This is a genomic window from Bacillus sp. NPDC057893, from assembly GCF_042796455.1.
Taxonomy (GTDB): domain Bacteria; phylum Bacillota; class Bacilli; order Bacillales; family Bacillaceae_G; genus Bacillus_A.
On the sequence record NZ_JBHVNG010000004.1, the window covers coordinates 209,092 to 234,435 of the forward strand.

The 25,344-nt window shown below is 34.5% G+C and carries 23 protein-coding genes and 1 pseudogene; 22 read left to right on the forward strand and 2 right to left on the reverse strand.

The window, feature by feature from the left end:
* The first annotated feature begins 10 nt into the window (after window positions 1-10).
* From hisC to ltaS, 11 genes and pseudogenes are all read left to right on the forward strand, one after another.
* Complete coding sequence (gene hisC, locus ACFVQC_RS19480; protein WP_377892940.1) at window positions 11-1,111, forward strand: histidinol-phosphate transaminase; 1,101 nt, start codon at window positions 11-13, stop codon at window positions 1,109-1,111.
* Window positions 1,104-2,204, forward strand: a complete 1,101-nt coding sequence (gene tyrA, locus ACFVQC_RS19485) for a prephenate dehydrogenase (RefSeq protein WP_377892938.1) — start codon at window positions 1,104-1,106, stop codon at window positions 2,202-2,204. Before hisC ends, tyrA begins: the two co-directional genes overlap by 8 nt.
* Window positions 2,205-2,219: 15 nt before the next feature.
* Window positions 2,220-3,509 carry a 3-phosphoshikimate 1-carboxyvinyltransferase gene (gene aroA / locus ACFVQC_RS19490; protein ID WP_377898974.1) on the forward strand — a complete coding sequence of 430 codons (1,290 nt, stop codon included), beginning with the start codon at window positions 2,220-2,222 and terminating at the stop codon, window positions 3,507-3,509.
* A gap of 154 nt (window positions 3,510-3,663) precedes the next feature.
* A complete protein-coding gene (locus tag ACFVQC_RS19495; protein ID WP_377898975.1) occupies window positions 3,664-4,824 on the forward strand; it encodes a GNAT family N-acetyltransferase in 1,161 nt (386 codons plus the stop codon).
* A 110-nt stretch (window positions 4,825-4,934) separates the two neighbouring features.
* Entirely contained in the window at window positions 4,935-5,390 is a 456-nt protein-coding gene (locus ACFVQC_RS19500; protein WP_002127860.1) for an NUDIX domain-containing protein, read from the forward strand.
* A gap of 126 nt (window positions 5,391-5,516) precedes the next feature.
* Window positions 5,517-6,083, forward strand: a complete 567-nt coding sequence (locus ACFVQC_RS19505; RefSeq protein ID WP_002013443.1) for a TetR/AcrR family transcriptional regulator — start codon at window positions 5,517-5,519, stop codon at window positions 6,081-6,083.
* Between the two features lie 252 nt (window positions 6,084-6,335).
* Entirely contained in the window at window positions 6,336-9,452 is a 3,117-nt protein-coding gene (locus tag ACFVQC_RS19510) for an MMPL family transporter (RefSeq protein ID WP_377898976.1), read from the forward strand.
* Between the two features lie 317 nt (window positions 9,453-9,769).
* On the forward strand, window positions 9,770-9,892 hold the full coding sequence (locus ACFVQC_RS19515) for a CPBP family glutamic-type intramembrane protease (RefSeq protein WP_377892931.1): 123 nt from the start codon (window positions 9,770-9,772) through the stop codon (window positions 9,890-9,892).
* Window positions 9,893-10,074: 182 nt separating this feature from the next.
* The gene (locus ACFVQC_RS19520; protein WP_002013447.1) at window positions 10,075-11,700 is read left to right on the forward strand and encodes an ABC-F family ATP-binding cassette domain-containing protein; all 1,626 of its coding nucleotides are present in this window, start codon (window positions 10,075-10,077) and stop codon (window positions 11,698-11,700) included.
* Between the two features lie 206 nt (window positions 11,701-11,906).
* Window positions 11,907-12,045, forward strand: a pseudogene (locus ACFVQC_RS19525) (ATPase).
* Between the two features lie 607 nt (window positions 12,046-12,652).
* Window positions 12,653-14,626, forward strand: a complete 1,974-nt coding sequence (gene ltaS / locus ACFVQC_RS19530) for a lipoteichoic acid synthase (protein ID WP_088078761.1) — start codon at window positions 12,653-12,655, stop codon at window positions 14,624-14,626.
* A 47-nt stretch (window positions 14,627-14,673) separates the two neighbouring features.
* Here ltaS and ACFVQC_RS19535 read toward each other — a convergent pair whose 3' ends face one another.
* A complete protein-coding gene (locus tag ACFVQC_RS19535) occupies window positions 14,674-16,122 on the reverse strand; it encodes a DHA2 family efflux MFS transporter permease subunit (protein WP_377898977.1) in 1,449 nt (482 codons plus the stop codon).
* 172 nt (window positions 16,123-16,294) lie between these two features.
* On the opposite strand from ACFVQC_RS19535, the gene ACFVQC_RS19540 reads away from it, so the two are divergent.
* Window positions 16,295-16,840: a TetR/AcrR family transcriptional regulator gene (locus tag ACFVQC_RS19540; protein WP_377898978.1), complete on the forward strand. Its 546-nt coding sequence runs from the start codon at window positions 16,295-16,297 to the stop codon at window positions 16,838-16,840.
* Window positions 16,841-16,908: 68 nt separating this feature from the next.
* On the forward strand, window positions 16,909-17,334 hold the full coding sequence (locus tag ACFVQC_RS19545) for a WapI family immunity protein (protein WP_377898979.1): 426 nt from the start codon (window positions 16,909-16,911) through the stop codon (window positions 17,332-17,334).
* A gap of 41 nt (window positions 17,335-17,375) precedes the next feature.
* On the opposite strand, the gene ACFVQC_RS19550 is transcribed toward ACFVQC_RS19545, so the two are convergent.
* A complete protein-coding gene (locus ACFVQC_RS19550; RefSeq protein ID WP_377898980.1) occupies window positions 17,376-18,203 on the reverse strand; it encodes a peptidoglycan-N-acetylglucosamine deacetylase in 828 nt (275 codons plus the stop codon).
* Between the two features lie 218 nt (window positions 18,204-18,421).
* Here ACFVQC_RS19550 and ACFVQC_RS19555 point away from each other — a divergent pair, with 218 nt between their 5' ends.
* From ACFVQC_RS19555 to ACFVQC_RS19595, 9 genes are all read left to right on the forward strand, one after another.
* Window positions 18,422-19,090, forward strand: coding sequence for a hypothetical protein (locus ACFVQC_RS19555; protein ID WP_377898981.1), 669 nt, complete (start codon window positions 18,422-18,424; stop codon window positions 19,088-19,090).
* Between the two features lie 227 nt (window positions 19,091-19,317).
* Complete coding sequence (locus ACFVQC_RS19560) at window positions 19,318-20,001, forward strand: DNA alkylation repair protein (protein WP_377898982.1); 684 nt, start codon at window positions 19,318-19,320, stop codon at window positions 19,999-20,001.
* Window positions 20,002-20,017: 16 nt separating this feature from the next.
* The gene (locus ACFVQC_RS19565; RefSeq protein ID WP_377892918.1) at window positions 20,018-20,719 is read left to right on the forward strand and encodes a nucleotidyltransferase domain-containing protein; all 702 of its coding nucleotides are present in this window, start codon (window positions 20,018-20,020) and stop codon (window positions 20,717-20,719) included.
* A 15-nt stretch (window positions 20,720-20,734) separates the two neighbouring features.
* A complete protein-coding gene (locus ACFVQC_RS19570) occupies window positions 20,735-21,280 on the forward strand; it encodes a GNAT family N-acetyltransferase (RefSeq protein WP_377892916.1) in 546 nt (181 codons plus the stop codon).
* Window positions 21,281-21,314: 34 nt separating this feature from the next.
* Window positions 21,315-21,815 carry a GNAT family N-acetyltransferase gene (locus tag ACFVQC_RS19575; protein ID WP_016095653.1) on the forward strand — a complete coding sequence of 167 codons (501 nt, stop codon included), beginning with the start codon at window positions 21,315-21,317 and terminating at the stop codon, window positions 21,813-21,815.
* A gap of 87 nt (window positions 21,816-21,902) precedes the next feature.
* Window positions 21,903-22,841 (forward strand): DMT family transporter, encoded by a 939-nt coding sequence (locus ACFVQC_RS19580; RefSeq protein WP_377892914.1) that lies wholly within the window; start codon window positions 21,903-21,905, stop codon window positions 22,839-22,841.
* Window positions 22,842-22,904: 63 nt separating this feature from the next.
* Complete coding sequence (locus ACFVQC_RS19585; protein WP_377892971.1) at window positions 22,905-23,330, forward strand: GNAT family N-acetyltransferase; 426 nt, start codon at window positions 22,905-22,907, stop codon at window positions 23,328-23,330.
* A 98-nt stretch (window positions 23,331-23,428) separates the two neighbouring features.
* Window positions 23,429-24,037: a hypothetical protein gene (locus ACFVQC_RS19590; RefSeq protein WP_377892912.1), complete on the forward strand. Its 609-nt coding sequence runs from the start codon at window positions 23,429-23,431 to the stop codon at window positions 24,035-24,037.
* Window positions 24,038-24,057: 20 nt separating this feature from the next.
* Window positions 24,058-25,305, forward strand: a complete 1,248-nt coding sequence (locus ACFVQC_RS19595) for a glutathionylspermidine synthase family protein (RefSeq protein WP_377892910.1) — start codon at window positions 24,058-24,060, stop codon at window positions 25,303-25,305.
* Window positions 25,306-25,344 lie beyond the last annotated feature (39 nt).

Consider the following 25,344-nt stretch of genomic DNA (forward strand, 5'->3'; position numbering starts at 1 on the left):
TGGATTTAACATGCGAGTAAAGGATCAATTATCATCATTACAACCGTATAAACCAGGTAAATCACCAGAGCAAATGAAAGAAGTATACGGGAATCATTCATTTGTTAAGTTAGCATCAAATGAAAATCCATTTGGTTGTTCACCTCGTGTTTTAGGAGAATTACAAAAATCGTGGCAGGAACATGCATTATACCCAGATGGCGGAGCTACAACGCTCCGTCAAACGATTGCAGAGAAATTACAAGTGCAAATGGAACAAGTGCTTTGTGGTAGTGGGCTCGATGAAGTCATTCAAATTATAAGCCGTGCAGTGCTCAGAGCAGGAGATAACATTGTTACTGCAGGTGCAACATTCCCTCAATATCGTCATCATGCGGTTATTGAAGGATGTGAAGTGAAAGAGGTTCCTTTAAATAACGGTGTATATGATCTAGACGAAATTTCTTCAGCAGTTGATGAACATACAAAAATCGTATGGATTTGTAATCCGAATAATCCGACAGGCACATATGTTAATGAGCGAAAATTGACTCAATTTATTGAAGGTATTAGTGAAAATACGTTAATTGTCATTGATGAAGCGTACTATGAATACGTAACAGCAAAAGATTTTCCAAAGACATTACCACTTCTGGAAAAGCATAAAAACATTCTTGTACTTAGAACATTTTCTAAAGCGTACGGATTAGCTTCTTTCCGCGTTGGATATGCAATTGGACAGGAAGAGTTAATTGAGAAATTAAATGTTGTCCGTTTGCCATTTAACGTATCTTCATTAGCGCAAAAAGCGGCAACGATTGCCTTTAGTGATGAAGCGTTTATTGAGGAAATAGTACGTGTTAATAAAGAGGGATTACAACAGTACGAAAGTTTTTGTACTGAAAATGAAATCCCGTTTTATCCGTCGCAAACGAACTTTATCTTCTTACCAGTAGATGATGCGGGGGAAATTTATGAAGCTTGCGCGCACGCGGGGTTTATTATTCGTCCGTTTCCAAATGGCGTCCGTATTACAATCGGAACTAGGGAACAAAATGAGGGAGTGATTTCAGTGTTAAAACAACACTTTGAAAATAAAAAAAGTAAGTCTCGAGATGAGGCAAATGTGTAAAAAGGTAGTATTAATCGGTACTGGATTAATAGGAGGCTCTCTTGCATTAGCGATTAAAAAAGAGCACGATGTAACGATTATCGGTTATGACATATTTAAAGAGCAAGTAGAGCGCGCAAAAGAATTACATGTAGTTGATGAAGTAGCAATAGATTTACAGCGTGCATGTGAGGAGGCACATTTAATTATTTTTGCCTCTCCAGTTGAAGAAACGAAAAAGTTATTACACAAACTTGCATCATTTCATTTACGAGAAGATGTTATTGTTACCGATGTAGGAAGTACGAAAGGGACAATTATGAATGAAGCGGAAGCTTTATTATCAAAGAAAGTTTCTTTTATCGGTGGACATCCAATGGCAGGTTCTCATAAAACTGGCGTTGAAAGTGCGAAGGCGCACCTTTTCGAAAACGCATTTTACATTTTAACGCCAATGAATCACGTGCAGGCGGATCAAGTAGATGAGCTGAAAGAATGGTTAAAAGGAACCGGCTCGCATTTTCTCGTTTTAAATACAAAAGAACACGATTATGTAACAGGCATTGTTAGCCATTTTCCGCATCTAATCGCAGCAGGATTAGTAAAACAAGTTGAGAAACATGCAGGGGATAACCCGCTTATTCACCAACTAGCGGCAGGCGGATTTAAAGATATAACGCGTATCGCATCAAGTAGTCCGAAAATGTGGAGTGATATCGTAAAGCAAAATCGCGGACATTTATTGGAACTATTAGAAGAATGGATCTCAGAAATGGAAGAGTTATATAAGACGGTTTCTAAAGGAGATGCAGGTGAAATACAAAACTATTTTGCTGACGCAAAAGAATACCGTGATTCTTTACCAGTACGAAAAAGAGGTGCAATTCCTGCCTATCACGACTTATACGTCGATGTTTTAGATAAAGTAGGGGCATTGGCTCATATTACGAGTATTTTGGCACGCGAAGAAATTAGTATTACGAACTTGCAAATATTAGAAGCGCGAGAAGGATTGCTTGGAGTATTACGCATTAGCTTCCAAAGAGAAGAAGATCGCATGAAGGCAAAGCTGGCGCTAGGAAAAGAAGAATACCAAACGTATGAAACAATTTAAAAAGAGGGTGACAATGTGAAAGTAACTACAATACAACCTGTAACTAGCGGATTGAATGGGGCAATTACAATCCCAGGTGATAAATCAATTTCCCATCGCGCTGTCATGTTCGGTGCGATTGCAGAAGGGAAAACAACAATTAAAGGTTTCCTTCCTGGTGCGGATTGTTTAAGTACGATTTCTTGTTTTAAAGAAATGGGAGTAGAGATTACGCAAAATGAAGACGAAGTTACGGTAATTGGAAAAGGATTAGAAGGTTTACAAGAGCCAAAAGCTGTATTAGATGTTGGAAATTCTGGTACAACGATTCGATTAATGTCAGGAATACTTGCAAACACACCATTCTTTTCTTGCGTGCAAGGTGATGCTTCAATTGCGAAGAGACCGATGCAACGTGTAACAAATCCACTAAAGCAAATGGGTGCAAAAATTGATGGCCGAGAAGAAGGAACGTTTACGCCGCTCACAATACGAGGCGGGAATTTAAAGGCGATTGAATATACTTCACCGGTAGCAAGTGCACAAGTGAAATCAGCTATTTTACTTGCAGGCCTTCGCGCAGAAGGTGTAACAACTGTTACAGAGCCTCATATTTCGCGTGATCATACAGAAAGAATGCTTGAGGCGTTTGGCGTTACAGTAAATCGCGTGGGGAAAACTGCAAAACTAGCTGGTGGACAAAAGCTAAAAGGAACAGACATTCAAGTTCCGGGTGACGTATCATCTGCGGCATTTTTCTTAGTAGCAGGTGCAATTATTCCAAATAGTAAACTACTATTACAAAATGTAGGAATGAATCCGACTCGTACAGGTATTATTGATGTTCTTGAGAAAATGGGGGCTACGTTTACTGAAGAGCCAATTAACGAAGGTGCATCAGAACCTGCTGCAAACATTACGATCGAAACATCTTCATTAAAAGGAATCGAAATTGGTGGAGATATTATCCCAAGATTAATCGATGAAATTCCTGTTATCGCCTTAGCGGCAACGCAAGCGGAAGGAATTACAGTCATTAAAGATGCACACGAACTAAAAGTGAAAGAAACGAATCGTATCGATACAGTCGTTGCTGAACTAACAAAACTAGGAGCTCGCATAGAAGCGACCGACGATGGAATGATTATTTACGGTAAATGTAAGCTAAAAGGAACTACAGTACATAGTCACGGTGATCACCGCATTGGAATGATGCTTGCGATTGCTGGCTGCATTGCTGAAGGAAAAACAACAATTGAAGATGCAGAAGCAGTAGGTGTATCATATCCTACATTCTTCGACGAACTTCAAAAGTTAGCTAAATAAAGTGATGAGAAGCAGGTACGTAATGTATCTGCTTTTTTATGTTAGATTGTTGTTAAATCGATATCTTTTGTTGAAACGTCTGTGTAGCTTCACTTACCGAACTATAATATTAAGAATTATGGTACAATTCAAACAGGGAATGGAGGAGAATTATATGAACGTCATACAGTTAAAAGAAGATAAGTTCAGAGAAGCACTAGCCTTATCAGAATATGCTTTTCAATATAAAGTAAATGAAGAACGAGTGCAGCAACAACTTACACGAATGAAGGAAAGTCATCAAATATATGGCATTATGGAAGGTGAAGAGTTAGCAGCAAAGTTGCACTTAATTCCTTTTCATATTTACATAGGAAAAGAAAAGTTTAAAATGGGCGGCGTTGCGGGGGTAGCGACGTATCCGGAATATAGAAGAAGTGGATATGTAAAAGAGTTACTTCAGCATTCACTACAAACTATGAAAAGAGATGGATATAGTGTATCGATGTTACATCCATTTGCGGTTTCATTTTATCGTAAATATGGCTGGGAACTTTGTGCGAATCGAATAGTATGTCGGATGACAAAGAGCGATTTAATAATTAAAAAACAAGTGAATGGTACAGTGAAACGTTTTAGTAAAGATAATCATCCAGAAGAAGTAGAAAATCTATATGAAACATTTGCAGAACGATTTTCTGGTATGTTAGTTCGCGGACGTAAATGGTGGCTACAAGCGGTGTATCATGATTTAACATTGGCAGTTTACTATGATGAAAATAAAACGGCGGCTGGTTACATTTTATACAAAATAGAGAATTCTAAAATGAAAGTAGAAGAATTTGTCCCATTACATAATGAAGCAAGAATTGGTCTTTGGAACTTCATCTGCCAACATGATTCTATGATTAAAGATCTAGAAATGATACTAAGTGAGACAGAACCACTTCTTTACACATTACAAGAACCACGAGTAAAAGCAGAAGTAACTCCATATTTCATGGGAAGAATTGTAGATGTAGAACAGTTTTTTAAACAATATGAATGGAACTGGAACAACGAAGAGCAAGAAGTAATATTACACATTACAGATTCATTTGCTCCGTGGAATAACGTAACTGTGAAACTTGTAAATCATGAAGTAACAATTATAAAAGGTGGGACATTGAATAAAGGAATTAGCCTGGATATAAATGCGCTATCTACAATAATGTTTGGTTACAAGCGCCCATTAGAACTAAATGAGCTAGAATTAATTAGCGGAAGTGAAGAGGAGATACGAACATTTGAGAATGTAGTACCGATGCGTGAAGCATTTATTTATGATTTCTTTTAATTAATGTCATGTGCTATGTATGAGTAACAAAGTACTATAATGATAAACTTTTTATTATAGTACTTTTCTATTTAATAGAGTGAAATCATTGTTTTAGGAGGAAAAGTAAAATGATTAGGCAAGCCGTAGGTGCGGTCGTATTCCAACACAGTGAATTTTTATTGGTACATAAGGTGAAAATTAGCGACATAGATGGAGAATATGCTATGTCAAAGGGGGAATGGGATTTTCCTAAAGGTGGAGTGAAACATACAGATAATGATTTAGAGAGTGCTATTTTGAGAGAGCTGGAAGAAGAAACTGGATCTACAAAGTTTAAAGTTATAAAACAATTTGAAGATAAAATTTGCTTTGGCTTTCCTGAAGAACTCAAAATGAAAATTGGATATGAAGAGCAAGAAACTACTATGTTTTATGTAGAATATATAGGTGACAGAATAGATTTACATCCAAAAGATAATGAAATAAGTCAAGTTCAATTTTTTAAGATACAAGATGTATTGAGGGTTTTAAGTCATGATGATACAAAGAAATTTTTTGATGGGATAACGCAAAAAATGTATTAATATCTTAATTGAGTGTGTTATTTGATAAATGTTTCAATAGCGTATTTACACACTTGACTTTTAATCCATGTAATTTATAATTAAAAACGGAATGAATTTTCATTCCTGAAAATTGAGGTGAGAAAAATGGCTAAAAATAAGCAAGAGGATATTTTTGATGCTGCTATAAAACTTTTCGCAGAGCGTGGTTACGATGGTACGACAATTCCGATGATCGCTGAAAAAGCAAACGTCGGCGCTGGTACTATTTATCGCTATTTTGAAAATAAAGAGGCACTCGTTAACTCATTATTTTCAAAAAGCATGCTACAGCTATCTGAAACAATAAAGACTGATTTTCCTGTTGAAGCAAATATTCGAGAACAGTTTAGTCATACGTATAACCGTTTATTTGAATTTGCGAGAAATAATGTGGATGCTTTTCTTTTTACAAATTCGCACTGTGATAGTTATTTTCTTGATGAACAGAGTAAGAAAATATTTGACGATTTTATAGGCTTCTTTATGAATATTATTGAAGATGGAATCGAAAAAGGTTTTCTTCGTCCATTGCCTATAATTGCTTTAATTATTATTGTATATCAACCGCTTGAAAAATTAATAAAAGTAATGGCGACAGGGCAATTAGAATACTCAAAAGAATTAGTAAAAGAATTGGAAGAGAGCTCTTGGAATGCTATTAGAATCATTTGATTCTATAGCTTTATAAGGACAGGAATGAACATTCATTCCTAAATAAATATAAAAAACGATTACAGGAGATGATATATCTGTACAATTAAAGGAATGAATATTCATTCCGCAGGGAGTGATTTAATAGAATTGAAAAATACTTTAATAGGATGATAGGAATGAACGTTCATTCCGAAATGATATTTTCAAAAATAGGGAATGAATATTCATTCCCTATGCACCATGAAACTCTAATAACAGGAGATGATTCAAATGAACAAACTAAAAAGTTGGAGAAGTTTATCGTTTCTATTATGGATAGCTATTACTATTACAATGATCGTAACGATGCCTAATATGGATAAATTAGTGAAAGAAAAAGGGCAAATTACGATTCCGAAAACAGAACAAAGCAGTATTGCTGACAAGATGATAAAAGAAATGGATAAAGAAGGGGCTGAAAAGTATGAAATTATAGCTGTCTTTAATAGTGGTAGTAAGAAGACTTTAACGAATGAGCAAAAAGAGGAAATAACAAAAACGATCAACGCTTTACAAAATGAAAAAGAGCAATTAGGAATTAAGGAAGTTGTTTCACATTTAGATAATAAAAATCTGGAGAAACAATTAGTTTCTAAAGATAATACGACTATATTAACGCAAATATCGGTAGATAAAAAACATGGTGAAATATCAAAAGTTGCAAATGCGCTTCATAATAAAATTAAACCGAAAGGAGTTAAGACGTACTTAACAGGAAGTGATTTAATAGCGGGTGATTTTCTTACATCCTCTCAAGAGGGTGTAAAAAAGACGGAAGTTATTTCAATCATTTTCATTCTAGTTGTATTAATCATTGTATTTCGTTCACCAATTGTTCCGATTGTTTCTCTTCTTACAGTGGGTGTATCGTATTTAGTTTCAATGGGGATTATTGCTCATTTAGTCGATCAATTTAATTTTCCGTTTTCAAACTTTACACAAGTGTTTGTAGTCGTCGTACTGTTTGGGGTGGGAACAGACTATAATATTTTATTATATACGAGATTTAAAGAAGAATTAAGTCAACAAGAAAATGCATATTTAGCTACGAAAGAGACATTTAAATCGGCAGGGAAAACCATTTTATATAGCGGGATAGCGGTGCTAATTGGTTTTGCATCACTTGCTTTAGCGAGTTTTAATTTATATCAATCTACTTCAGCAGTAGCGATTGGCGTCGCAGTATTACTACTCGTATTAATCACTTTAAATCCATTTTTCATGGTGTTATTAGGAAAAGGAATGTTTTATCCAGTAAAAACATTTAAAGGTCATGAGGATAGTCGCTTATGGGGGTTCTTTGCGAAAAACTCAGTAGCAAGACCATTTATCGCTTTAATCATTGTATTTGTGATATCGATTCCTTTTGTATTAAAATACTCTAACACGCTGAATTACAATGATTTATTTGAAGTGGATAATAAATATGAATCAAAAATGGGAATTAACGTAATAGAAGAACATTTTCCACCTGGTTTTTCTTCACCAAGTACGTTAGTCATTCAATCGGATAATAATTTAGATGAGGCGACTTCTCTTCAAACTTTAGATGAACTAACTGATAAAATTTCAAAAGTTAAAGGAGTTTCAGAAGTATATTCACCGACGCGTCCAACTGGTGATAAGATAAAAGAATTGTATTTAAATAAACAAGCGAGAGAGTTAAATACAGGCTTAGGTGATGCCAATGGTGGTATAAAGGAAATTAATGAAGGATTAACTGATGCGAAAGACAAAATGGGTAGTAATGACTCAAATAGTCTCGCAAATGTTCAAAAGTTAATTGATGGAACGAACGAGGCGAAAAATGGAGTATCAGCATTAGGAACGGCCTTAAATCAATTATCGAATGGTATAAATGATGGAGTGCAAGGCGCGCAACAAATTGAGCGTGGGTTAGCTTCATTAAACGAAAATGTTAATGTGTTATCCAATGCAACTTCACAGCTTCATGCTGGCTATGCACAGCTAGAAAAAGGTTTAAGTTCTTACGATCAATACTTCGGAAATATTTCGCAAGCGATTGATGGTGCGAAGAAAGGATACGAACAAATTGAAACGTTAATGACCAATTTCATTCAAACGAAACCAGAATTAGTAAATGACCCGAACATACAGCAAACATTAGGAATTGCTAAAGAAGCTCAAAAACAATTAACTGGACTTTCAAAAGAATTAAATCAATTGGCGGTGCAGCATAAAGCAGCGATGAATTCATTTAAAGAAGCGAATCAATCGTTATTGAAAGTCGATAATGGTTTAAAAGAAATGAATAATGGAGTTACCAAGTTACAAAAAGGAGCTGCTGAGCTGAACAAAGGATTGAGCGAAGGGGCTACAGGTTCAAAACAAATTGCGAACAAATCAACTGAGTTACAATCCGGATTAACGAAAATAAACGATGGGCAAGGGCAACTTTTAACAGGGCTTAAAGATTTGCAAGAAAAGATGGAGCAATTACAATCAGGCTTATCTAAAAGTACAGAAGGGCTTGGAAAGGTAAGTAACGGCCTAGGGGATGCTCAGAAATATTTAGGCGAGCTTAATGAATCAAAAAGCTCTGAGAAATTTTATATTCCAAAAGAAGTTTTAGCGGGAGAAGATTTCCAAAAAGCATTGAATACGTACATGTCACATGATAGAAAAATTGCTAAAATGACAATTATTTTAGACGTAAATCCGTATTCAAAAGAAGCGATGCCAATCATACAAGAGATTAATAAAACGATAGATGGTACGTTAAATGGTACAGAATTAAAATCGGTGAAAAAAGCGATCGGCGGGACAACAGCTAGAAACGTTGATTTAAAAGAAGTAACCGGGCAAGATTTCCTACGTACTGCTACGATTATGTTATTAGGGATTGCGCTTGTATTAATCGTGATTACACGTTCATTCTTAAACTCAATCTTTATTATTGGGTCGTTAATTTTAGCGTACTTTGCATCACTTGGTATAAGTGAACAAATTAGTGCACATGTATTAAACGTAGAGTCATTAAGCTGGAATGTACCTTTCTTTAGCTTCATTATGATTGTCGCTTTAGGAGTGGATTATAGCATTTTCGTAATGATGCGTTATAACGAGCTAGAAGGGGATTCAGCAACGAAAATTGTAAATGCATCTCGTCATATAGGAGGAGTTGTACTATCAGCGGCACTTATTTTAGGAGGGACATTTGCAGCATTAATTCCTTCAGGTGTATTAACGCTAATACAAGTGGCATTAGTTGTTGGCATTGCTCTTATACTATTAGCTTTAATTGTTATGCCAATTTTATTACCAGCTTTAATAGGGTTAACGAGTAAAATACAAAGTTATAAAAAGAAAATAATTGATACGAAGTAATAAAAAAACTGTAGAGAGTGTGTTCTCTACAGTTTTTTATTGAAAAACAGAGTGAAGGACGTTTGCGAATAAACGAAAAAACACTTTCTAATATATGATAAAATATAGTTAGGAAAATGTGGAAAATATCCACACTCTTTTTTGCAGTAGGAGGGGTTTATGGGTAACAACCAAATCATTCGTTTATTGTATGGTATTTTAAGTTTTGCTGGGGCAATTATATTCTTGAGTTTGTGTGAATATCTTTTTGATATGAATTTGTATAACGAAATGACCGATTCATTTATATTCACTTTTCTTTAATACATAATATCCCAATGGAATATCGTGTGTTTCCGTTTGTTTTGAGTATTGTTACTAGTTATGTATACCGAAAAACAAATTCATTGCTAGCACCAATCTTTATTCACTGTATATGGAATTTAACTAGTACTATTTAAAATGCTGTATTAACCAATAAATCAATGTAATAACCACACCATAAAAGCAATCAACCGTTGCTATTCATCCAGCTTCTACTATATAATAGCTATAGTCTACAATAATTGAGTCGTAATATGCGATTTTTTAAGACAATCGGTGAGAAAACGCTGAAATAAGCGGTATTAGTAGGAGGACACAAATGATTACAGTAAGTAACGTTAGTTTGCGTTTCGCAGATCGCAAATTGTTTGAAGATGTTAACATAAAATTCACGCCAGGTAATTGCTACGGTTTAATTGGAGCAAACGGTGCTGGTAAATCAACATTTCTAAAGATTTTATCTGGAGAAATTGACCAATCAACAGGTGACATACATATTACGCCAGGTGAGCGTCTAGCAGTATTAAAACAGAATCACTTCGAATATGAAGAGTTCCCTGCACTAGAAACAGTAATGATGGGTCACACACGTCTTTATAAAGTAATGCAAGAGAAAAATGCAATTTACATGAAAGAAGACTTTAGTGATGAAGATGGCATGCGTGCTGCAGAACTTGAAGGTGAGTTCGCTGAGCTAAACGGTTGGGAAGCTGAGTCAGAAGCTGCAATCCTTCTAAAAGGATTAGGTATCGGCGAAGATATTCATGATAAAAAGATGTCTGAATTAACAGGGGCAGAGAAAGTAAAAGTATTACTTGCTCAAGCTTTATTCGGTCAACCTGACATTCTATTACTAGATGAGCCTACCAACCATTTGGACTTAAAAGCGATTCAATGGTTAGAAAACTTCTTAATGAACTTTGATAATACAGTTATCGTTGTATCCCATGACCGTCACTTCTTAAATAAAGTATGTACGCACATGGCTGATCTTGATTTCGGTAAAATTCAATTGTACGTTGGTAACTATGACTTCTGGTATGAATCAAGCCAATTAGCATTAAAACTAACGCAAGATTCTAACAAGAAAAAAGAAGAGAAAGTAAAAGAGTTACAAAACTTTATTGCGCGCTTTAGCTCAAACGCATCTAAAGCGAAGCAAGCAACTTCTCGTAAAAAATTATTAGATAAAATTACATTAGATGATATTAGACCGTCATCACGTCGTTATCCGTTCGTTGGTTTCACACCAGAACGTGAAGTAGGAAATGACCTATTAACAGTTGAAGGTATTTCGAAAACGATTGATGGCGAAAAAGTATTAGATAATGTGAACTTCACTTTAAATAAAGGTGATAAAGTTGCATTTATCGGCCGTAACGATATTGCAATGACAACGTTATTTAAAATTCTTATGGGTGAAATGGAGCCAGATAGCGGTTCATTCAAATGGGGTGTAACAACATCTCAAGCTCATTTCCCAAGAGATAACTCTGAGTACTTCGAGAACAGTGATTACACTTTAATTGATTGGTTACGTCAGTTCTCTCCACAAGATGAATCAGAAAGTTTCTTACGTGGTTTCTTAGGCCGTATGCTATTCTCTGGTGAAGAAGTAAAGAAAAACGTTTCTGTTTTATCTGGAGGAGAAAAAGTTCGTTGTATGTTATCTAAAATGATGTTAAGCGGTGCAAACGTATTAACATTAGATGATCCAACGAACCATTTAGACCTTGAGTCTATTACAGCATTAAACAACGGTTTAATCACATTTAAAGGAACATTACTATTCACTTCTCATGACCATCAGTTCGTACAAACAATTGCAAACCGTATTATCGAAGTAACGCCAAACGGTGTAGTTGATAAGGTAGCAACGTATGATGAGTTCTTAGAAAATGAAGAACTTCAAAAACAAGTTGATGCAATGTACAAAGGTCAATAATAAAATAATGAAAACCCTCGCTTTCTTTATGAGAGCGGGGGTTTTGTTGAAAAGAAATACTATTTTTTGATTTAAATATAGGATGGTACTAAGATGAATAATTATTCAAGAATAATATTAATGATGGTGAAGGATTTTGATGTTGCACTTGAAAAAGATTTGAAGCATGGATAAACCCAAAACTGATGGAGAAATGATTTTTTACGTTGGAAGGAACAAATAAAGTAACGGAAAATACTTCTTGTTGATCATCGTGGCGGAAAAGATTATGGAGCAATTGGGGAATATATCGAAATGAATCGTCCTAAAAAAATTAGTATTTACATTAAAAACGCCGCAGTTTAGTGAATTATCAGACAAAATTACAGTTGAAATAAAAGAGAAACAACAAGGATTTGAAATGATATTTTCACAAAATATAATCGTTGCTCATGAAGAAGATTGGACAAAATATGATGTTGAAAAAGCTTTAAAGGGGTGTCATGATGGCTCTGAACATGGTTGGAACGTTAATGTTCATGGGACTTAAAGAATTGTTTAAAAGAAGAGGGAATAGCTACAAAGGATGATAAACAGTAGTCGAAAAAGTGTAGTTTGAGCAAATTGCCCAAACTACACTTTTTATTTTATGAAATTGGGTAGTTTACATGAATGTACCAAAATTGGAGATAGATTAGTTTGCAAATGAGGAAATAAAGGATTATAGTTTGTGGAGTCATAATTAGTGGATGAGCCTTGGGAGAAAACAGGAAATGTTACAAATGTATTTTGTTAAATAGAAACCAAGGTCAAAATGTTTAAAAAGAAATAGTTGAATAAATAAAAGCTACAAATTATAATTACTAATATTCTTCATATAGTTAAACAAATAAAATCTATCTGAAGAAGAAAAATCAAATAGAGAGACAGACTTATACAAAATAAGCCTTGGATGATCAAAAGAGGTGGAGAGATGCAACAATTTTTATTAAAGAGTAAACGAGTATTAAGTAATCATTTTGGATTTTTCGTATTTGCCGTTATTTTACTTTGGTTAAAAACATATGCAGCATATGTGACAGAATTTAATTTAGGGATATCGAACACAATCCAAAAGTTCTTACTGTTTTTCAACCCGTTAAGCTCAGCAGTTCTATTTTTAGGGCTCGCATTATTCGCAAAAGGGAAACGAGCTTACATTTGGTTAATTATTATTAATTTGCTAATGTCTATACTTTTATACGCAAACGTAGTATATTATCGCTTTTTCAGTGATTTTATTACGTTCCCGACATTAACACAATCGAATAACTTTGGAGATTTAGGTGGTAGTATTTTTGCATTGCTACACTTATATGATCCACTATATTTCTTAGATACAATCATTTTAATTGTTTTAGTCGCAACGAAATTTGTAAATCCTAAACCAATCCGTGTTGCGAAGCATAAATTATCTCTAGTATTTGTAGCAGGTATTTTATTCTTTAGCGTTAACTTAGGTCTGGCAGAATCTGACCGTCCTGAATTGTTAACAAGAACATTTGACCGCAATTATATCGTGAAATATTTAGGGGCGTACAACTTTACGATTTATGATGGTATTCAAAGTGCGAAAGCTTCAACAGAACGAGCATTAGCTGATGGCGATAATATGACAGAAGTTAGAAACTATCTTACATCAACTTATGCAAGTCCAAATCCTGAGTATTTTGGTAAAGGAAAAGGAATGAACGTAATTTATATTCATTTAGAGTCATTCCAAAACTTTTTACTAAACTACAAGCTAAATGGTCAAGAGGTTACACCATTCTTAAACTCATTTACAAAAGATGCGAATACGTTATACTTTGATAACTTCTTCCATCAAACAGGACAGGGTAAAACATCTGATGCGGAGTTCATGTTAGAGAATTCAATGTTTGGATTACCGCAAGGATCTGTTTTTACAAATAAAGCTCATAACACGTATCAATCAGCACCAGCTATTTTAGGTCAACAAGGATATACATCAGCAGTGTTCCACGGTAACTACAAAACGTTCTGGAACCGTGATGAAATTTATAAATCATTTGGTTTTAATAAATTCTTTGATGCTTCATACTATGATATGAACGAAAAAGATGTAGTAAACTATGGCTTAAAAGATAAACCGTTCTTTAATGAATCAATTCCATTATTACAAACGTTGAAGCAACCGTTCTATTCGAAGTTCATTACGTTATCGAACCATTTCCCTTATCCGATTGATAAAGCGGAGGCAACGATTGAACCAGCTAAAACAGGTGATTCATCAGTAGATACGTACTTCCAAACAGCACGCTATTTAGATGAATCTGTAAAAGGATTCATGGATTACTTGAAACAATCTGGTTTATACGATAACTCAATTATCGTTATGTACGGTGACCATTACGGTATTTCAGATAATCATAGTGCAGCAATGTCTCAAATAATGGGTAAAGAAATGAACTCATTTGAAAATGCTCAATTACAACGTGTACCATTAATCATTCGCGTACCTGGAATGGAAGGCGGCGTACAACATCAATACGGCGGAGAAATTGACGTTCTTCCAACGTTATTACACTTACTAGGTACAGATACGAAAAATTATGTCCAATTCGGATCAGATTTATTATCACCAGAGCATAAACAAGTCGTTCCGTTCCGTAACGGTAACTACGTAAGCCCAACAGTTACAGCACTTAACGGCAAATACTATGATACAGCGACTGGGAAACCAGTAGAATTTACAGATGAAATAAAACAAAATGAACAAATGGTTCAAAAATCACTAAAATACTCCGACCAAGTTGTTAACGGTGACTTATTACGATTCTACACACCAGAAGGATTTACACCGGTAGAACCTTCTAAGTATAACTATAACAATCGTGATAACAATAAAACGAAGGTGAAGACGACTGAAGACGGAGAAACAAAATAAATAACAAAAAATCCTACTCGTATAGAAAACGAGTAGGATTTTTTGTTTTAATATTTACTTTCGGATTTTTGGAGTGCTACTTTTTTAGGCATAAAACATGCGATAATCAAAGCTACAAAAGATAAGACTAACATAAATACGTAGGCATCACTTGAGCTGAAGATAGAAGCTAATTTCGTTACTTGCATAGCTGATATGCTTCCGTTCTCACTAGATAACTGTGAAGTATGTGAAGTGGATTGAATTGTATACACAGTGATGATGACTGCTGTTCCAATAGCACCTGCTAATTGACGTACGGTATTATTCACTGCAGAACCATGTGAACCCAGTTCTCTTGGTAAAGCGTTTAAACCTGCTGTATTTAAAGGCATCGAAATGAAACTTAGTCCAATGCGTAGAATAATGGTGCGAACCATTAAATACATATAAGTGGTGGATTCGGTCAAATCAAGTACACCCCACATCGATATAATGATACATATTAAGCCTGTAATAAAGAGTGGTTTTGCCCCGTATTTATCAAACAGTTTGCCTGTGATAGGTGATAAGAAGGCATTAATTACAGCACCAGGTAATAGAAGTAAACCTGATTCAAAAGCAGTGAAACCTCGCCCATTTTGCAAGTAAATCGGTAAAAGAATTAAATCAGCATACATAATCATCGTAATGAGTACGTTAATGACTGATGTAAGAGTGAAAATTTTATACTTAAATACGGATAAATTTAATAGTGGATCGCTAGACTTTATTTGACGTAAACAGAATAGAGTTGTAACGATTATTCCAATGATAATTGTAGTAATAACAACTGGATGATCCCATCCTTTGCTTCCCGCACTACTAAATCCGAATATAATACAACCAAAGCCAATCGTTGATAAAATGACACTTACGATGTCTAATTTTGCTTTTGTTGTCTTAGCAATATTCATTAAATATTTTAGCGCGAGAATAATAACGATTAATACAAATGGAGCTAATCCAATAAATAACCATCTCCATGATACATATTCAATAATAAAGCCAGATAATGTTGGAGCGATGGCTGGCGCAAAAATTATGGCGAAACCGATGGTTCCCATAATACTTCCACGCTTTTCACTAGGGTACAAATATAAAATAACAGTCATCATTAGCGGCATAATAATTCCTGCCCCTACGGCTTGAATCATTCTTCCTGTTAACAAAATGCCAAAATTCATAGCACATGCACAGAGAACAGTCCCAATAAACAAGGAGAGCATCGCGCTAATAAACAGCTGCCTTGTTGTAAAGCGCTTCATTAAAAATGCAGTAATTGGCACGAGAACACCATTTATAAGCATAAAACCTGTTGATAGCCATTGCACTGTTGCAGCGGTAACATCAAATACCTCCATTAAATTACTCATTGCCACATTTAATAGCGTCTGATTTAATGTTGATAAAAAACAGCCGGCTATGAGCACAACTAATATAATTTTTTTATTTCTTTCTGATATTTCCTTTTGCATTGGTAAACTCCTTCATTGTTGCCTTGATTTATCGACAATGTGTCGATAAAATTAATGGTAACAAAATATATTTTCTTTGACCATGAACAGTTTTTTTGAAAATGTTCACTACTCGACATAGATGGTATATGATGTCGATAAAGTTAAAGAAAATCTATAAAGGGGTTTAAAAATGTCTACACCTAAAAAAGAAGATCCTCGTACAGTACGTTCAAGAGAAATGTTTAAAAATGCTGTTTTTTCTCTCTTATGTGAGAATCCTAGTATTTCAAGCTTAACGGTTCAGAAAGTAGCGACAACGGCAGGATTAAATCGAACAACATTTTACTTACATTATCAAGATATTCAAGATTTACTAGACCAAATCACGAATGAGATTTTAAATGAGCTTTCTAATAAAATTGTTGATTTGATACATGCAAAAGATTTATCAGAAAAACAAAAGCTAACACAATTACTTGATTATTTATATATCCACCGAAATTATTTATTTATATTATTTAAAATGAATCAATTTGAGGAGCAATTATTTGTATTTTTAAAGCAATTAATAGAAACGAGAAGAGAGAATACGAAAAAGGATTTGCCAGATGATTATGTTGCAGTTGATATTAAAACAGCTTCATTGGTAGGTATTATCATGTGGTGGATAAGGAATGGACTTCACTTTAGTTCAGATTATATTGCAAATCAAATTTATTTTATGTATAAAGGGTAATGATTTTAAGGATCGGGATTAATAAAAATTTATAAAACAAAAGATCCAGAGATAGAAGGAGGCTATGCATGAATTTTAAAAATGAAAAAGTATCATTACATTTAGAGGTTGTAAATTATCAATATACAGATGCAAAAGACGAGTGTGATAGAAATTGGTTAAGAGTAAAAGCGAGACTGTCAGAAGAAAATAAAGTTTTTGAAACGATGGATCCTTTTTTACAAACTTCCGATTTACAGTACATGATAAAATGGTTTGAATCTTTACCAAACCCTACATATAACGAACTAGATTTCATAGAACCAAATTTAGCGTTTGAATTTATGGGGGAAAAATCAGGGGAGTTTAACATTGTTATTCGCTTATCGCTGGAACTTAACCCCACATGGTGTAAGGAAGAGGAGTACGAATTTTCTATCGGTATAACTCAAGATGATAAGGAGAATATTATTCGTTCTATTGAAGAGCAACAAAGGAAATTCCCAAAACGATAAAAAAGACTTGATAACCTACAAGAGGGAATCAAGTCTTTTTATTACATCCGATTATCATGCCAGAAGTTTAATGGGAAGTGTTCGTTCTCATTATAGGCTTCTAATTCATATCCTTTTTCTTTCAATCCTTTAATTATACCAGGTACTGCTTTAACTGATTGTGGATGAATATCGTGCATAAGGATAACTTCTGTTGGATTTGTAGCACCATGTAGAACGTTTTCTACGATTTTAGCTGAAGCAGCGTCAACTGGCATTTTGTTGTATTTCCAGTCTAATGAATCAATTGTCCAATCCCAAACTTTTAAACCATTTTCTACAACTTTGTTGCGAAGGGCTTCATTTAATCCTGGCATTGAGCCGTAAGCAGGGCGTGTTAATACTGGTGATTTTCCTAGAACACCAGCGATTAAGCCTTGGTCTTCTTTCATTTCATCAACGTAATGACCTTCTGTGTAAAGCTTCTTGTAGTTATGAGTCATACTGTGCATCCCAACATAGTGGCCTTCAGCATTTTCACGTTTTACAAGATCAGGGAAAGCTTTCACGTTTGAACCAATTAGGAAGAATGTTGCTTTTGCATTTTCACTTTTTAACATATCTAAAAGCTCAGCTGTGTATTTTCCAGGACCATCATCAAATGTTAAGTAAGCAACTTTTCTAACCTGCCCGTTATAGTGCTTTGGAGCTTCTTTCGGAGCAAGGGATGTTTGAATTTCACTTACAAGTTGAACAGATTTTGCTTCATCCTCTGTACTTGCTAGAGCGATATGTGTTGATCCGTAAGCAGCTTCGTATGTAAATAATACCCCAGCGCAGATCAACAGAGCCCTTTTCACTAAAGTTGTCATCCGAATTCCATTGTGCATAATTTTCCTACTCTCTATAAAAGTTCTACTCTACTATATTAGCAATTTTAGAGGGGGAAATGCAAAAAAACTTTTTTACAAGCGCAAAGAAGTTTGTAAAAAAGTATGCAAGATTTCACTGTTTTGCAGGTTTGAAAAAATGAAACAAGAATTAAATGAATGGAACTGTATGTAAAATGGTTCATTCATGTTTTTTGTTTTAGAAAGGGAGGATAAGTATGAAAAAACTAGCTTGTTTACATGCTCATCATTCAAATATTGAATACATTGACCGAGCGTTGCAATCTTTTGGAATCGAAATACTTCATTTTGTAGATCCCATCTTATCACACAGACTAAAAATAGAACGAGAATTTGAAAAAGAAAAAGCACGAAATAAATTAAAAGATAATATAAAGTATATAGCTGAAAGTGATGTAGATACACTTTTATTAACTTGTACAGATTATATTACGCTATTAGATGAGGATTTCAAAATAGACATACCTATATTGAAAATTGATGAGCCATTTTTTGAAATGATTTGTCATGTTGAAGAGCCACAAACAATACTTTTTACAAATAATCGCACGGTTTCAGGGACGATGGAACGTTTAAAACAATACGCTCGGCAGAATAATAAATCCATACATGTAAAAGTAGAAGTGATAGAAGGGATATTTGAGTTAATTATGAAAGGTCGTAAAGAAGAGCATGATGCTAAGTTAGAAAAGTATTTATATGAAATTATGAAAGATGGAAACGAAATGCTTTCAGTTGCACAATTATCTATGGTAGACGCTGCTACAAGGGTAGAAAATATAATAGGAAGGAACATAATAAACCCGTTGAATGCGCTAGTGGAGTATTGTATACAGAGTGTGAATGAACAACCGTGTGAAAAATAAGGAAGAGGATATTTGTTGTTTTAAAATGCATCATTAAAAATTTCACATACCGTACTTAAAAAATAAATATAGGAAAACCAAAAAGTAATGTAGAATATATCGTACATACATATGTGAAGTCAACAAAATATATAAAAGAGGTGGACCTATGTTACTTGAAAAAGTAATGTAGAATATATCGTACATACATATGTGAAGTCAACAAAATATATAAAAGAGGTGGACCTATGTTACTTGAAAAAGTAATGCAGCAACTAGAAGAATATGGAACAGAACAAAACCGTAAAACCTTTAAAAATCATGGGGCGAAAGAGCCGTTATTTGGAGTTAGTTTTGCAAATTTAAAATTGGTGAAAAAGAAGATAAAAAAAGATCATGATTTAGCAATCTCATTATGGGAAACAAAAAATATGGACGCAATGACTTTAGCAACGATGGTTTTAGATCCGAAGAAACTAACGTCAGAACAGCTAAATAGATGGGTTCAGGATGTTGATTATTATTGTTTAATGGACGTTCTTATGACAGCTATATGTACGTCGCCAATCGCGATAGAAAGAATGGAAGAATGGACGAAGTCTGATGATGAATGGATTGGAAGAGCTGGTTGGTCATTATTAGCGAATATCGCAATAAAAAATAAAACGTTAGACGATGACTTTTTTTTACCGTATTTAGAAGAGATTAAAGTTCATATACATAATGAAAAAAATCGAAAAAGAGAAGCGATGAATAGGGCTTTAATTGCGATAGGGGTTCGAAATGAAGCTTTAGAACAACAAGCAATTGAAATTGCACGCGAAATTGGAAAAGTAGAAGTTGATCATGGTGCGACGTCATGTAAAACACCAGATGCAGAATCCTATATTAAAAAGACACGAGAAAGAGCTGAAAAGAAGAAAGTAAAATAAGCGAAGGAGAAAGGCTATGAAACCAATTGAAGCAGCACGAAGTATTATTGCATCACAATTTTCGAATTGTGATGTTGCTTTACTAGGGGGAAGTGTTGCTAGAGGAGAGGCTACGAAAACATCTGACCTTGATATTGTAATATTTGACCAAAGTTTGTCATCTTGTTATAGAGAATCTTTCTATAGTAATGGCTGGCCTGTTGAAGTATTTGTACATAACTTTGAAACGTATAAAACCTTTTTCAAAAGTGATTGTGAGCGCGGGCGACCTTCATTACCTCAATTAGTTTCAGAAGGAATTGTTTTAAAAGGAAATGATGAAATTGTAAAGATACTCAAAAGAGAAGCGAATGATTTATTAAATAAAGGACCAGAAAAATGGACAGAAGAAACGATGAAGCAGAAACGCTATTTTATTACGGATACTTTGGATGACTTCATTGGTGCAGCAAAGAGAGAAGAAGAATTGTTCATCGCGAATTTATTAGCCGATTTAGTACATGAATATGTTTTAAGGGTAAATGGTCAGTGGCTTGGAAATTCAAAATGGTTTATTAGAGTGTTAAGAAGGTATGACGAGCAATATGCAGAACATTTTGTAGCGGCTTTTGATCATTTTTATAAAACAGAGGAGAAAAATGAATTAATTACTTTTGTAGAAAAAACGCTAGATCAGTATGGAGGAAGAATGTTCGAAGGATTTTCTATAGGGAAATGAGAAGGGGATAGCAAAGTGAATATACCATTCGTTCAATTAAGAGAATTGACACTAGACAATGTAGAAGATCGATATCAATGGTCATTAGATACGGAAGTAACAAAGCATTTAGTTGTACCAGATCAATATCCACCGTTCACTCGTGAAGATACGAGAAGGTGGATTGAAGCATGCATAAGTCGAGAGAATGGTTATGAACAACGAGCTATCGTTACAAAGGAAGGTCTACACATTGGATGGATAGACCTAAAAAACTTTGATAAAACGAATAAAAATGCTGAACTAGGAATTGCAATTGGAAATAAAGAATATTGGGGTAAAGGGTATGGAATGGCAGCTCTATACAGTATGTTACAAATTGGCTTTTCTGAATTCGAATTAGAAAAAATTTGGCTACGAGTAGACGAAGATAATTTACAAGCTAGAAAGAGTTATGAAAACGCTGGATTTGTTTGCGAAGGACTAATGAGAAATGATCGATTACGTCAAGGTAAGTTCATTCATCGCTATCGTTATAGTATGTTAAGAGAAGAATATCAATCTATAATTAGTAGTTTGTAAAAATATTATGTAAACCTAAAGGGGATAGAGAAAGATGATTCGATTACTTACAAAAGAGGATGCGGAAAAATATTGGGAGTTACGTTTACAAGCATTGCAAGTAAATCCAGAGGCATTTATAACAACTTATGAAGAAGCGGTGAGCCAGGAGAATCCTCTTGAGCGAGTTGCTAGTAATTTATCATCTAATAGTAGTTGTACATTTGGTGCTTTTAATGAAGAAAATCAATTAATTGGAGTTGTCACTTTACTAATGGAAGAGAAAGAGGCATATAAGCATAAAGGTCATATCGTTGCGATGTATGTAGATGCACAAAACAGGCGGAACGGATTGGCACATGAGTTAATAGCAAATGCCATTCAAAGAGCGCGAGTAATAAAACTAGAGCAATTAACCTTAGGAGTTGTATCCACAAACGAACCAGCAAAAAAATTGTATGGATCAATGGGCTTTAAAACTTATGGAATTGAAAAAAGAGCTATAAAGGTGAATGGTGTGTATAGTGATGATGAAAATATGGTGTTGTTTCTTTAAAGACTACATCCATAATTAGATTTTTGAATATTAATTATATTCATTTTGTTATATAGTAAAAGGAGAAACTATATAAGGGGTTTTAAGATGAAAGCTATTGCAATAGGGATATTGGCATCGTTTTTCTTTGCCTTTACCTTTGTGTTAAACCGATCGATGGACTTAGAAGGTGGAAGTTGGATTTGGAGTGCATCATTACGGTATTACTTTATGGTTCCCATGCTATTACTAATTGTCATGTATAGAGGGAACTTAAAACAACTCTTTCAATACATGAAAAAAAATCCGAAAGAATGGTTGTTATGGAGTATTGTTGGATTTGGTCTTTTTTATGCACCACTTAGCTTTGCAGGTGCGTTCGGACCAGGTTGGCTTGTAGCATCAACATGGCAAATTACGATCGTCGCAGGGATTTTGTTAACACCATTTTTTGCGGTAGACCCATTGCATAAGAAACTTCCTATGAAGGAATTAGTTATGTCGGGCATTATTTTATTCGGTGTTGTACTTATGCAAGTAGAACATGCTTCTTCATTAGGAATTCGTGAAACCGTTTTATGTGTAGTTCCTGTCCTCATTGCTGCGTTTGCATATCCACTTGGAAATAGAAAAATGATGCAAGTATGTAAGGGCGAATTAGATGTATTCCAACGAGTTCTCGGTATGACATTAGCAAGTTTACCATTTTGGTTTATACTATCTGGTTACGAAGTATCTACAGGTGGATTACCGTCAAGTAGCCAAGTTTTCCAATGTTTTATTGTAGCGGTTAGCTCAGGTTTAATTGCGACAGTATTATTTTTCTTTGCGACAGATCTTGTAAAAGATGATCCGCAAAAATTAGCAACAGTCGAGGCGACACAGTCTGGTGAAGTTTTATTTGCGCTAGTAGGAGAGCTCATCTGGCTATCTGCTCTAATTCCGTCTTCATTATCTTGGATTGGAATGAGCCTTGTAATTGTCGGAATGATACTTCATAGTTATGTAGCTGTAGTTGTAAAAAAAGAGGAAAAAATAACCGCGTAAAAAGATTAGCTCTTTTTTAATAAAGAGCTAGTCTTTTTTCATAAGAAAGGATATGGAAGTATGATGTTACAACGTGTTGAGCATTTAGAAATAGATCCAATTAAGGGAGTATTAAAGCATGCGACCGGTCCGAGTGAAGTAAGCTTAATTAAAGCGGTGTCACTGTATGAAAATAATCATGCAGTGCTATATAAATATGGGAATATGGGTTGCATAGGTATTGCATTAATTGATACAAATAGAGCGAAAATGTGTCACATAGCTGTTGCTGAAATATATCGTCATCAAGGAATTGCACTTCAAATGATAAGAGAAATAATTAGGAAGTATGAGTTAATGTATATAGAGGCAGAGACAGACGAAGAGGCAGTCGAATTTTATAAAAAGTGTAGGTTTAAGATTAAAAGTCTGGGAGAAAAATATCCGGGGGTGGAAAGATTTCATTGCTATCTCGGGAATGAACAGTTTAAAAGTATGCGAAATATGTAATTTTACATATTTAGTTTAGTTTGAAAAAAATGATATATACAGTATATAATAAAGGTAATTGGAAAAATATAGATAAATAGAAATTAGGTGTATAACACATGAGAATGGATAAAAGCAAATTTGTGAAAATTGCAGCTTCAATAGGAGTGTCATCTTTTTTATTAACAGGATGTGCTGATAATGATGAAGAGAACGCACAAAAAGAAAGTAGTGCGGTAAAAACAGATGGTATGAAGCAAGAAAGCGAACAAGAAACATTAAATTGTGATGATAAAGCGCCAACGACAGAAAATATAGAAAAAGAAGAATTATGTAGAGATAATAATTCACCTGCTTCATTTAATAATGAGAGCTCCCATCTGCCAATACTTCCGTTCGTTGCTGGATATTTATTAGCAAGTAAGACGTCGAATATGTATAGTACTGCGAAACCAAATCTTACAAAGAAGCCATATACAAATAATATTATCCCATACCGTGAAAAGGATGAGCGAAGAAGTGGTGGCAGCGGTGGTGGTGGGTATTACGGTGGCACTAGTAGCAATAATGATTCTTCAAAGAAAGTGGATTTGAATAAGCAACAGCCGAGCAGTTCAACTAAAGTGGCACCAGATTCAAATACGTCAAAATCATCTACTACGCAAACACCGAAAGTGAATTCTGGTTCAAATGGAATTGGAAACGCAAAAGCACCAGCTGGATCCTAATTTGAAAGGATAATGGAGAAATGTATACAGAACAAGAACAGGAAGCTTATATGAAAGTATGGTTTTCTCTTGCAGAAGAGGCTAGTAGAAATGGATTTACGTGGCCAAGTCTTTTAGAGAATGAAGAATGGAATCAATATATGGCAACTGGTATGTACCGGATGCCAGTACGTACATATACTGCAATTTCTAAAGCAACAGAAGAAATTATGTATGTGTTATATAAAACATATCAATACATTACAAATACACCAGCACAATTTCAAAAACTTGGTTTTTCACCAGAGACGTGGGAAATTGCAAGAATGAAACATACTGGCTTATTTTCATATTTTACAAGGCTTGATTTCATCGTAAATCATGATGATATTAAATTAATTGAAGTAAATTGCGATACTCCGACAGGTTATTTAGAACCATCTGTCGCCAATGAAGTATTGTGCCGTTATCACGATGTGAATCATCCGAATCATATTGAAGAACACATCGTTCAAGCTTGGGAACAAATTAAACATGATTACAAAATAAGTCCTGACGAAACGATTTATTTTACAAGCTACGATTGGCATGATGAAGATCATCAAACAGTTCAGTTTTTAAGAAGTTATTGCTTACAACAACAAACCGATTATGTAGGAATACAAGATATCGTTGTTGCAGATGATGGAATATACACTCCGGCAGGCGATAAAATTAAATACTTATATCGTTTATATCCAATTGAATATTTAGTTGTAGATACTGATAAAAATGGTAAAAGAATTGGTCTGCAATTTTTAGATCATATCGCACAAGGAAGGGTGCAAATTATTAACCCACCAGCTGCTTTTGTTATGCAAAATAAAGGTATGCTCGCATTGATTTGGCAACTTTATGAAGATGAAGTTTTCTTTGACAAAGAAGAACGAGAGATCATTAAGAAATATTTCCTTCCAACGTATTTTACAAATAAACGATTTTTAGAAAGAAAAGAATCTTATGTTTCAAAACCATTATTTGGCCGCGAAGGCGGCGGAGTATCTATCTATGAAAATGATGAACTATTAGCTGAAGATCAAACAGAGTATTATTTTGAACAACGAAAAATATATCAGCAATATGTAGACATGCCTGACTATACAATTGATACGTGGGATGGACCGTATACTGGTAAACTACTTATCGGTTCTCATTGTATTAGCGGAAGGGCTGCTGGACTGTTTTTACGAGTAGGTGAAAGAATAACAGGGAATTTATCAATGTTTACTGGAGTTACGATTGAAGGATAGCAACAGTTGAATTAAAAGGTAATTAACAAAGAGCGCATC

Coding starts and splice junctions, on each gene's coding strand:
- ltaS (WP_088078761.1), top strand. CDS start 12,653: ATGCAACAATTTTTATTAAAGAGTAAACGAGTATTAAGTAATCATTTT.
- ACFVQC_RS19580 (WP_377892914.1), top strand. CDS start 21,903: ATGAAAGCTATTGCAATAGGGATATTGGCATCGTTTTTCTTTGCCTTT.
- ACFVQC_RS19505 (WP_002013443.1), top strand. CDS start 5,517: ATGGCTAAAAATAAGCAAGAGGATATTTTTGATGCTGCTATAAAACTT.
- ACFVQC_RS19535 (WP_377898977.1), bottom strand. CDS start 16,122: ATGCAAAAGGAAATATCAGAAAGAAATAAAAAAATTATATTAGTTGTG.
- hisC (WP_377892940.1), top strand. CDS start 11: ATGCGAGTAAAGGATCAATTATCATCATTACAACCGTATAAACCAGGT.
- ACFVQC_RS19520 (WP_002013447.1), top strand. CDS start 10,075: ATGATTACAGTAAGTAACGTTAGTTTGCGTTTCGCAGATCGCAAATTG.
- ACFVQC_RS19575 (WP_016095653.1), top strand. CDS start 21,315: ATGATTCGATTACTTACAAAAGAGGATGCGGAAAAATATTGGGAGTTA.
- ACFVQC_RS19550 (WP_377898980.1), bottom strand. CDS start 18,203: ATGCACAATGGAATTCGGATGACAACTTTAGTGAAAAGGGCTCTGTTG.
- ACFVQC_RS19555 (WP_377898981.1), top strand. CDS start 18,422: ATGAAAAAACTAGCTTGTTTACATGCTCATCATTCAAATATTGAATAC.
- ACFVQC_RS19540 (WP_377898978.1), top strand. CDS start 16,295: ATGTCTACACCTAAAAAAGAAGATCCTCGTACAGTACGTTCAAGAGAA.
- tyrA (WP_377892938.1), top strand. CDS start 1,104: ATGTGTAAAAAGGTAGTATTAATCGGTACTGGATTAATAGGAGGCTCT.
- ACFVQC_RS19585 (WP_377892971.1), top strand. CDS start 22,905: ATGTTACAACGTGTTGAGCATTTAGAAATAGATCCAATTAAGGGAGTA.
- ACFVQC_RS19595 (WP_377892910.1), top strand. CDS start 24,058: ATGTATACAGAACAAGAACAGGAAGCTTATATGAAAGTATGGTTTTCT.
- ACFVQC_RS19510 (WP_377898976.1), top strand. CDS start 6,336: ATGAACAAACTAAAAAGTTGGAGAAGTTTATCGTTTCTATTATGGATA.
- ACFVQC_RS19565 (WP_377892918.1), top strand. CDS start 20,018: ATGAAACCAATTGAAGCAGCACGAAGTATTATTGCATCACAATTTTCG.
- ACFVQC_RS19500 (WP_002127860.1), top strand. CDS start 4,935: ATGATTAGGCAAGCCGTAGGTGCGGTCGTATTCCAACACAGTGAATTT.
- ACFVQC_RS19495 (WP_377898975.1), top strand. CDS start 3,664: ATGAACGTCATACAGTTAAAAGAAGATAAGTTCAGAGAAGCACTAGCC.
- ACFVQC_RS19590 (WP_377892912.1), top strand. CDS start 23,429: ATGAGAATGGATAAAAGCAAATTTGTGAAAATTGCAGCTTCAATAGGA.
- ACFVQC_RS19545 (WP_377898979.1), top strand. CDS start 16,909: ATGAATTTTAAAAATGAAAAAGTATCATTACATTTAGAGGTTGTAAAT.
- ACFVQC_RS19560 (WP_377898982.1), top strand. CDS start 19,318: ATGTTACTTGAAAAAGTAATGCAGCAACTAGAAGAATATGGAACAGAA.
- ACFVQC_RS19515 (WP_377892931.1), top strand. CDS start 9,770: ATGGAATATCGTGTGTTTCCGTTTGTTTTGAGTATTGTTACTAGTTAT.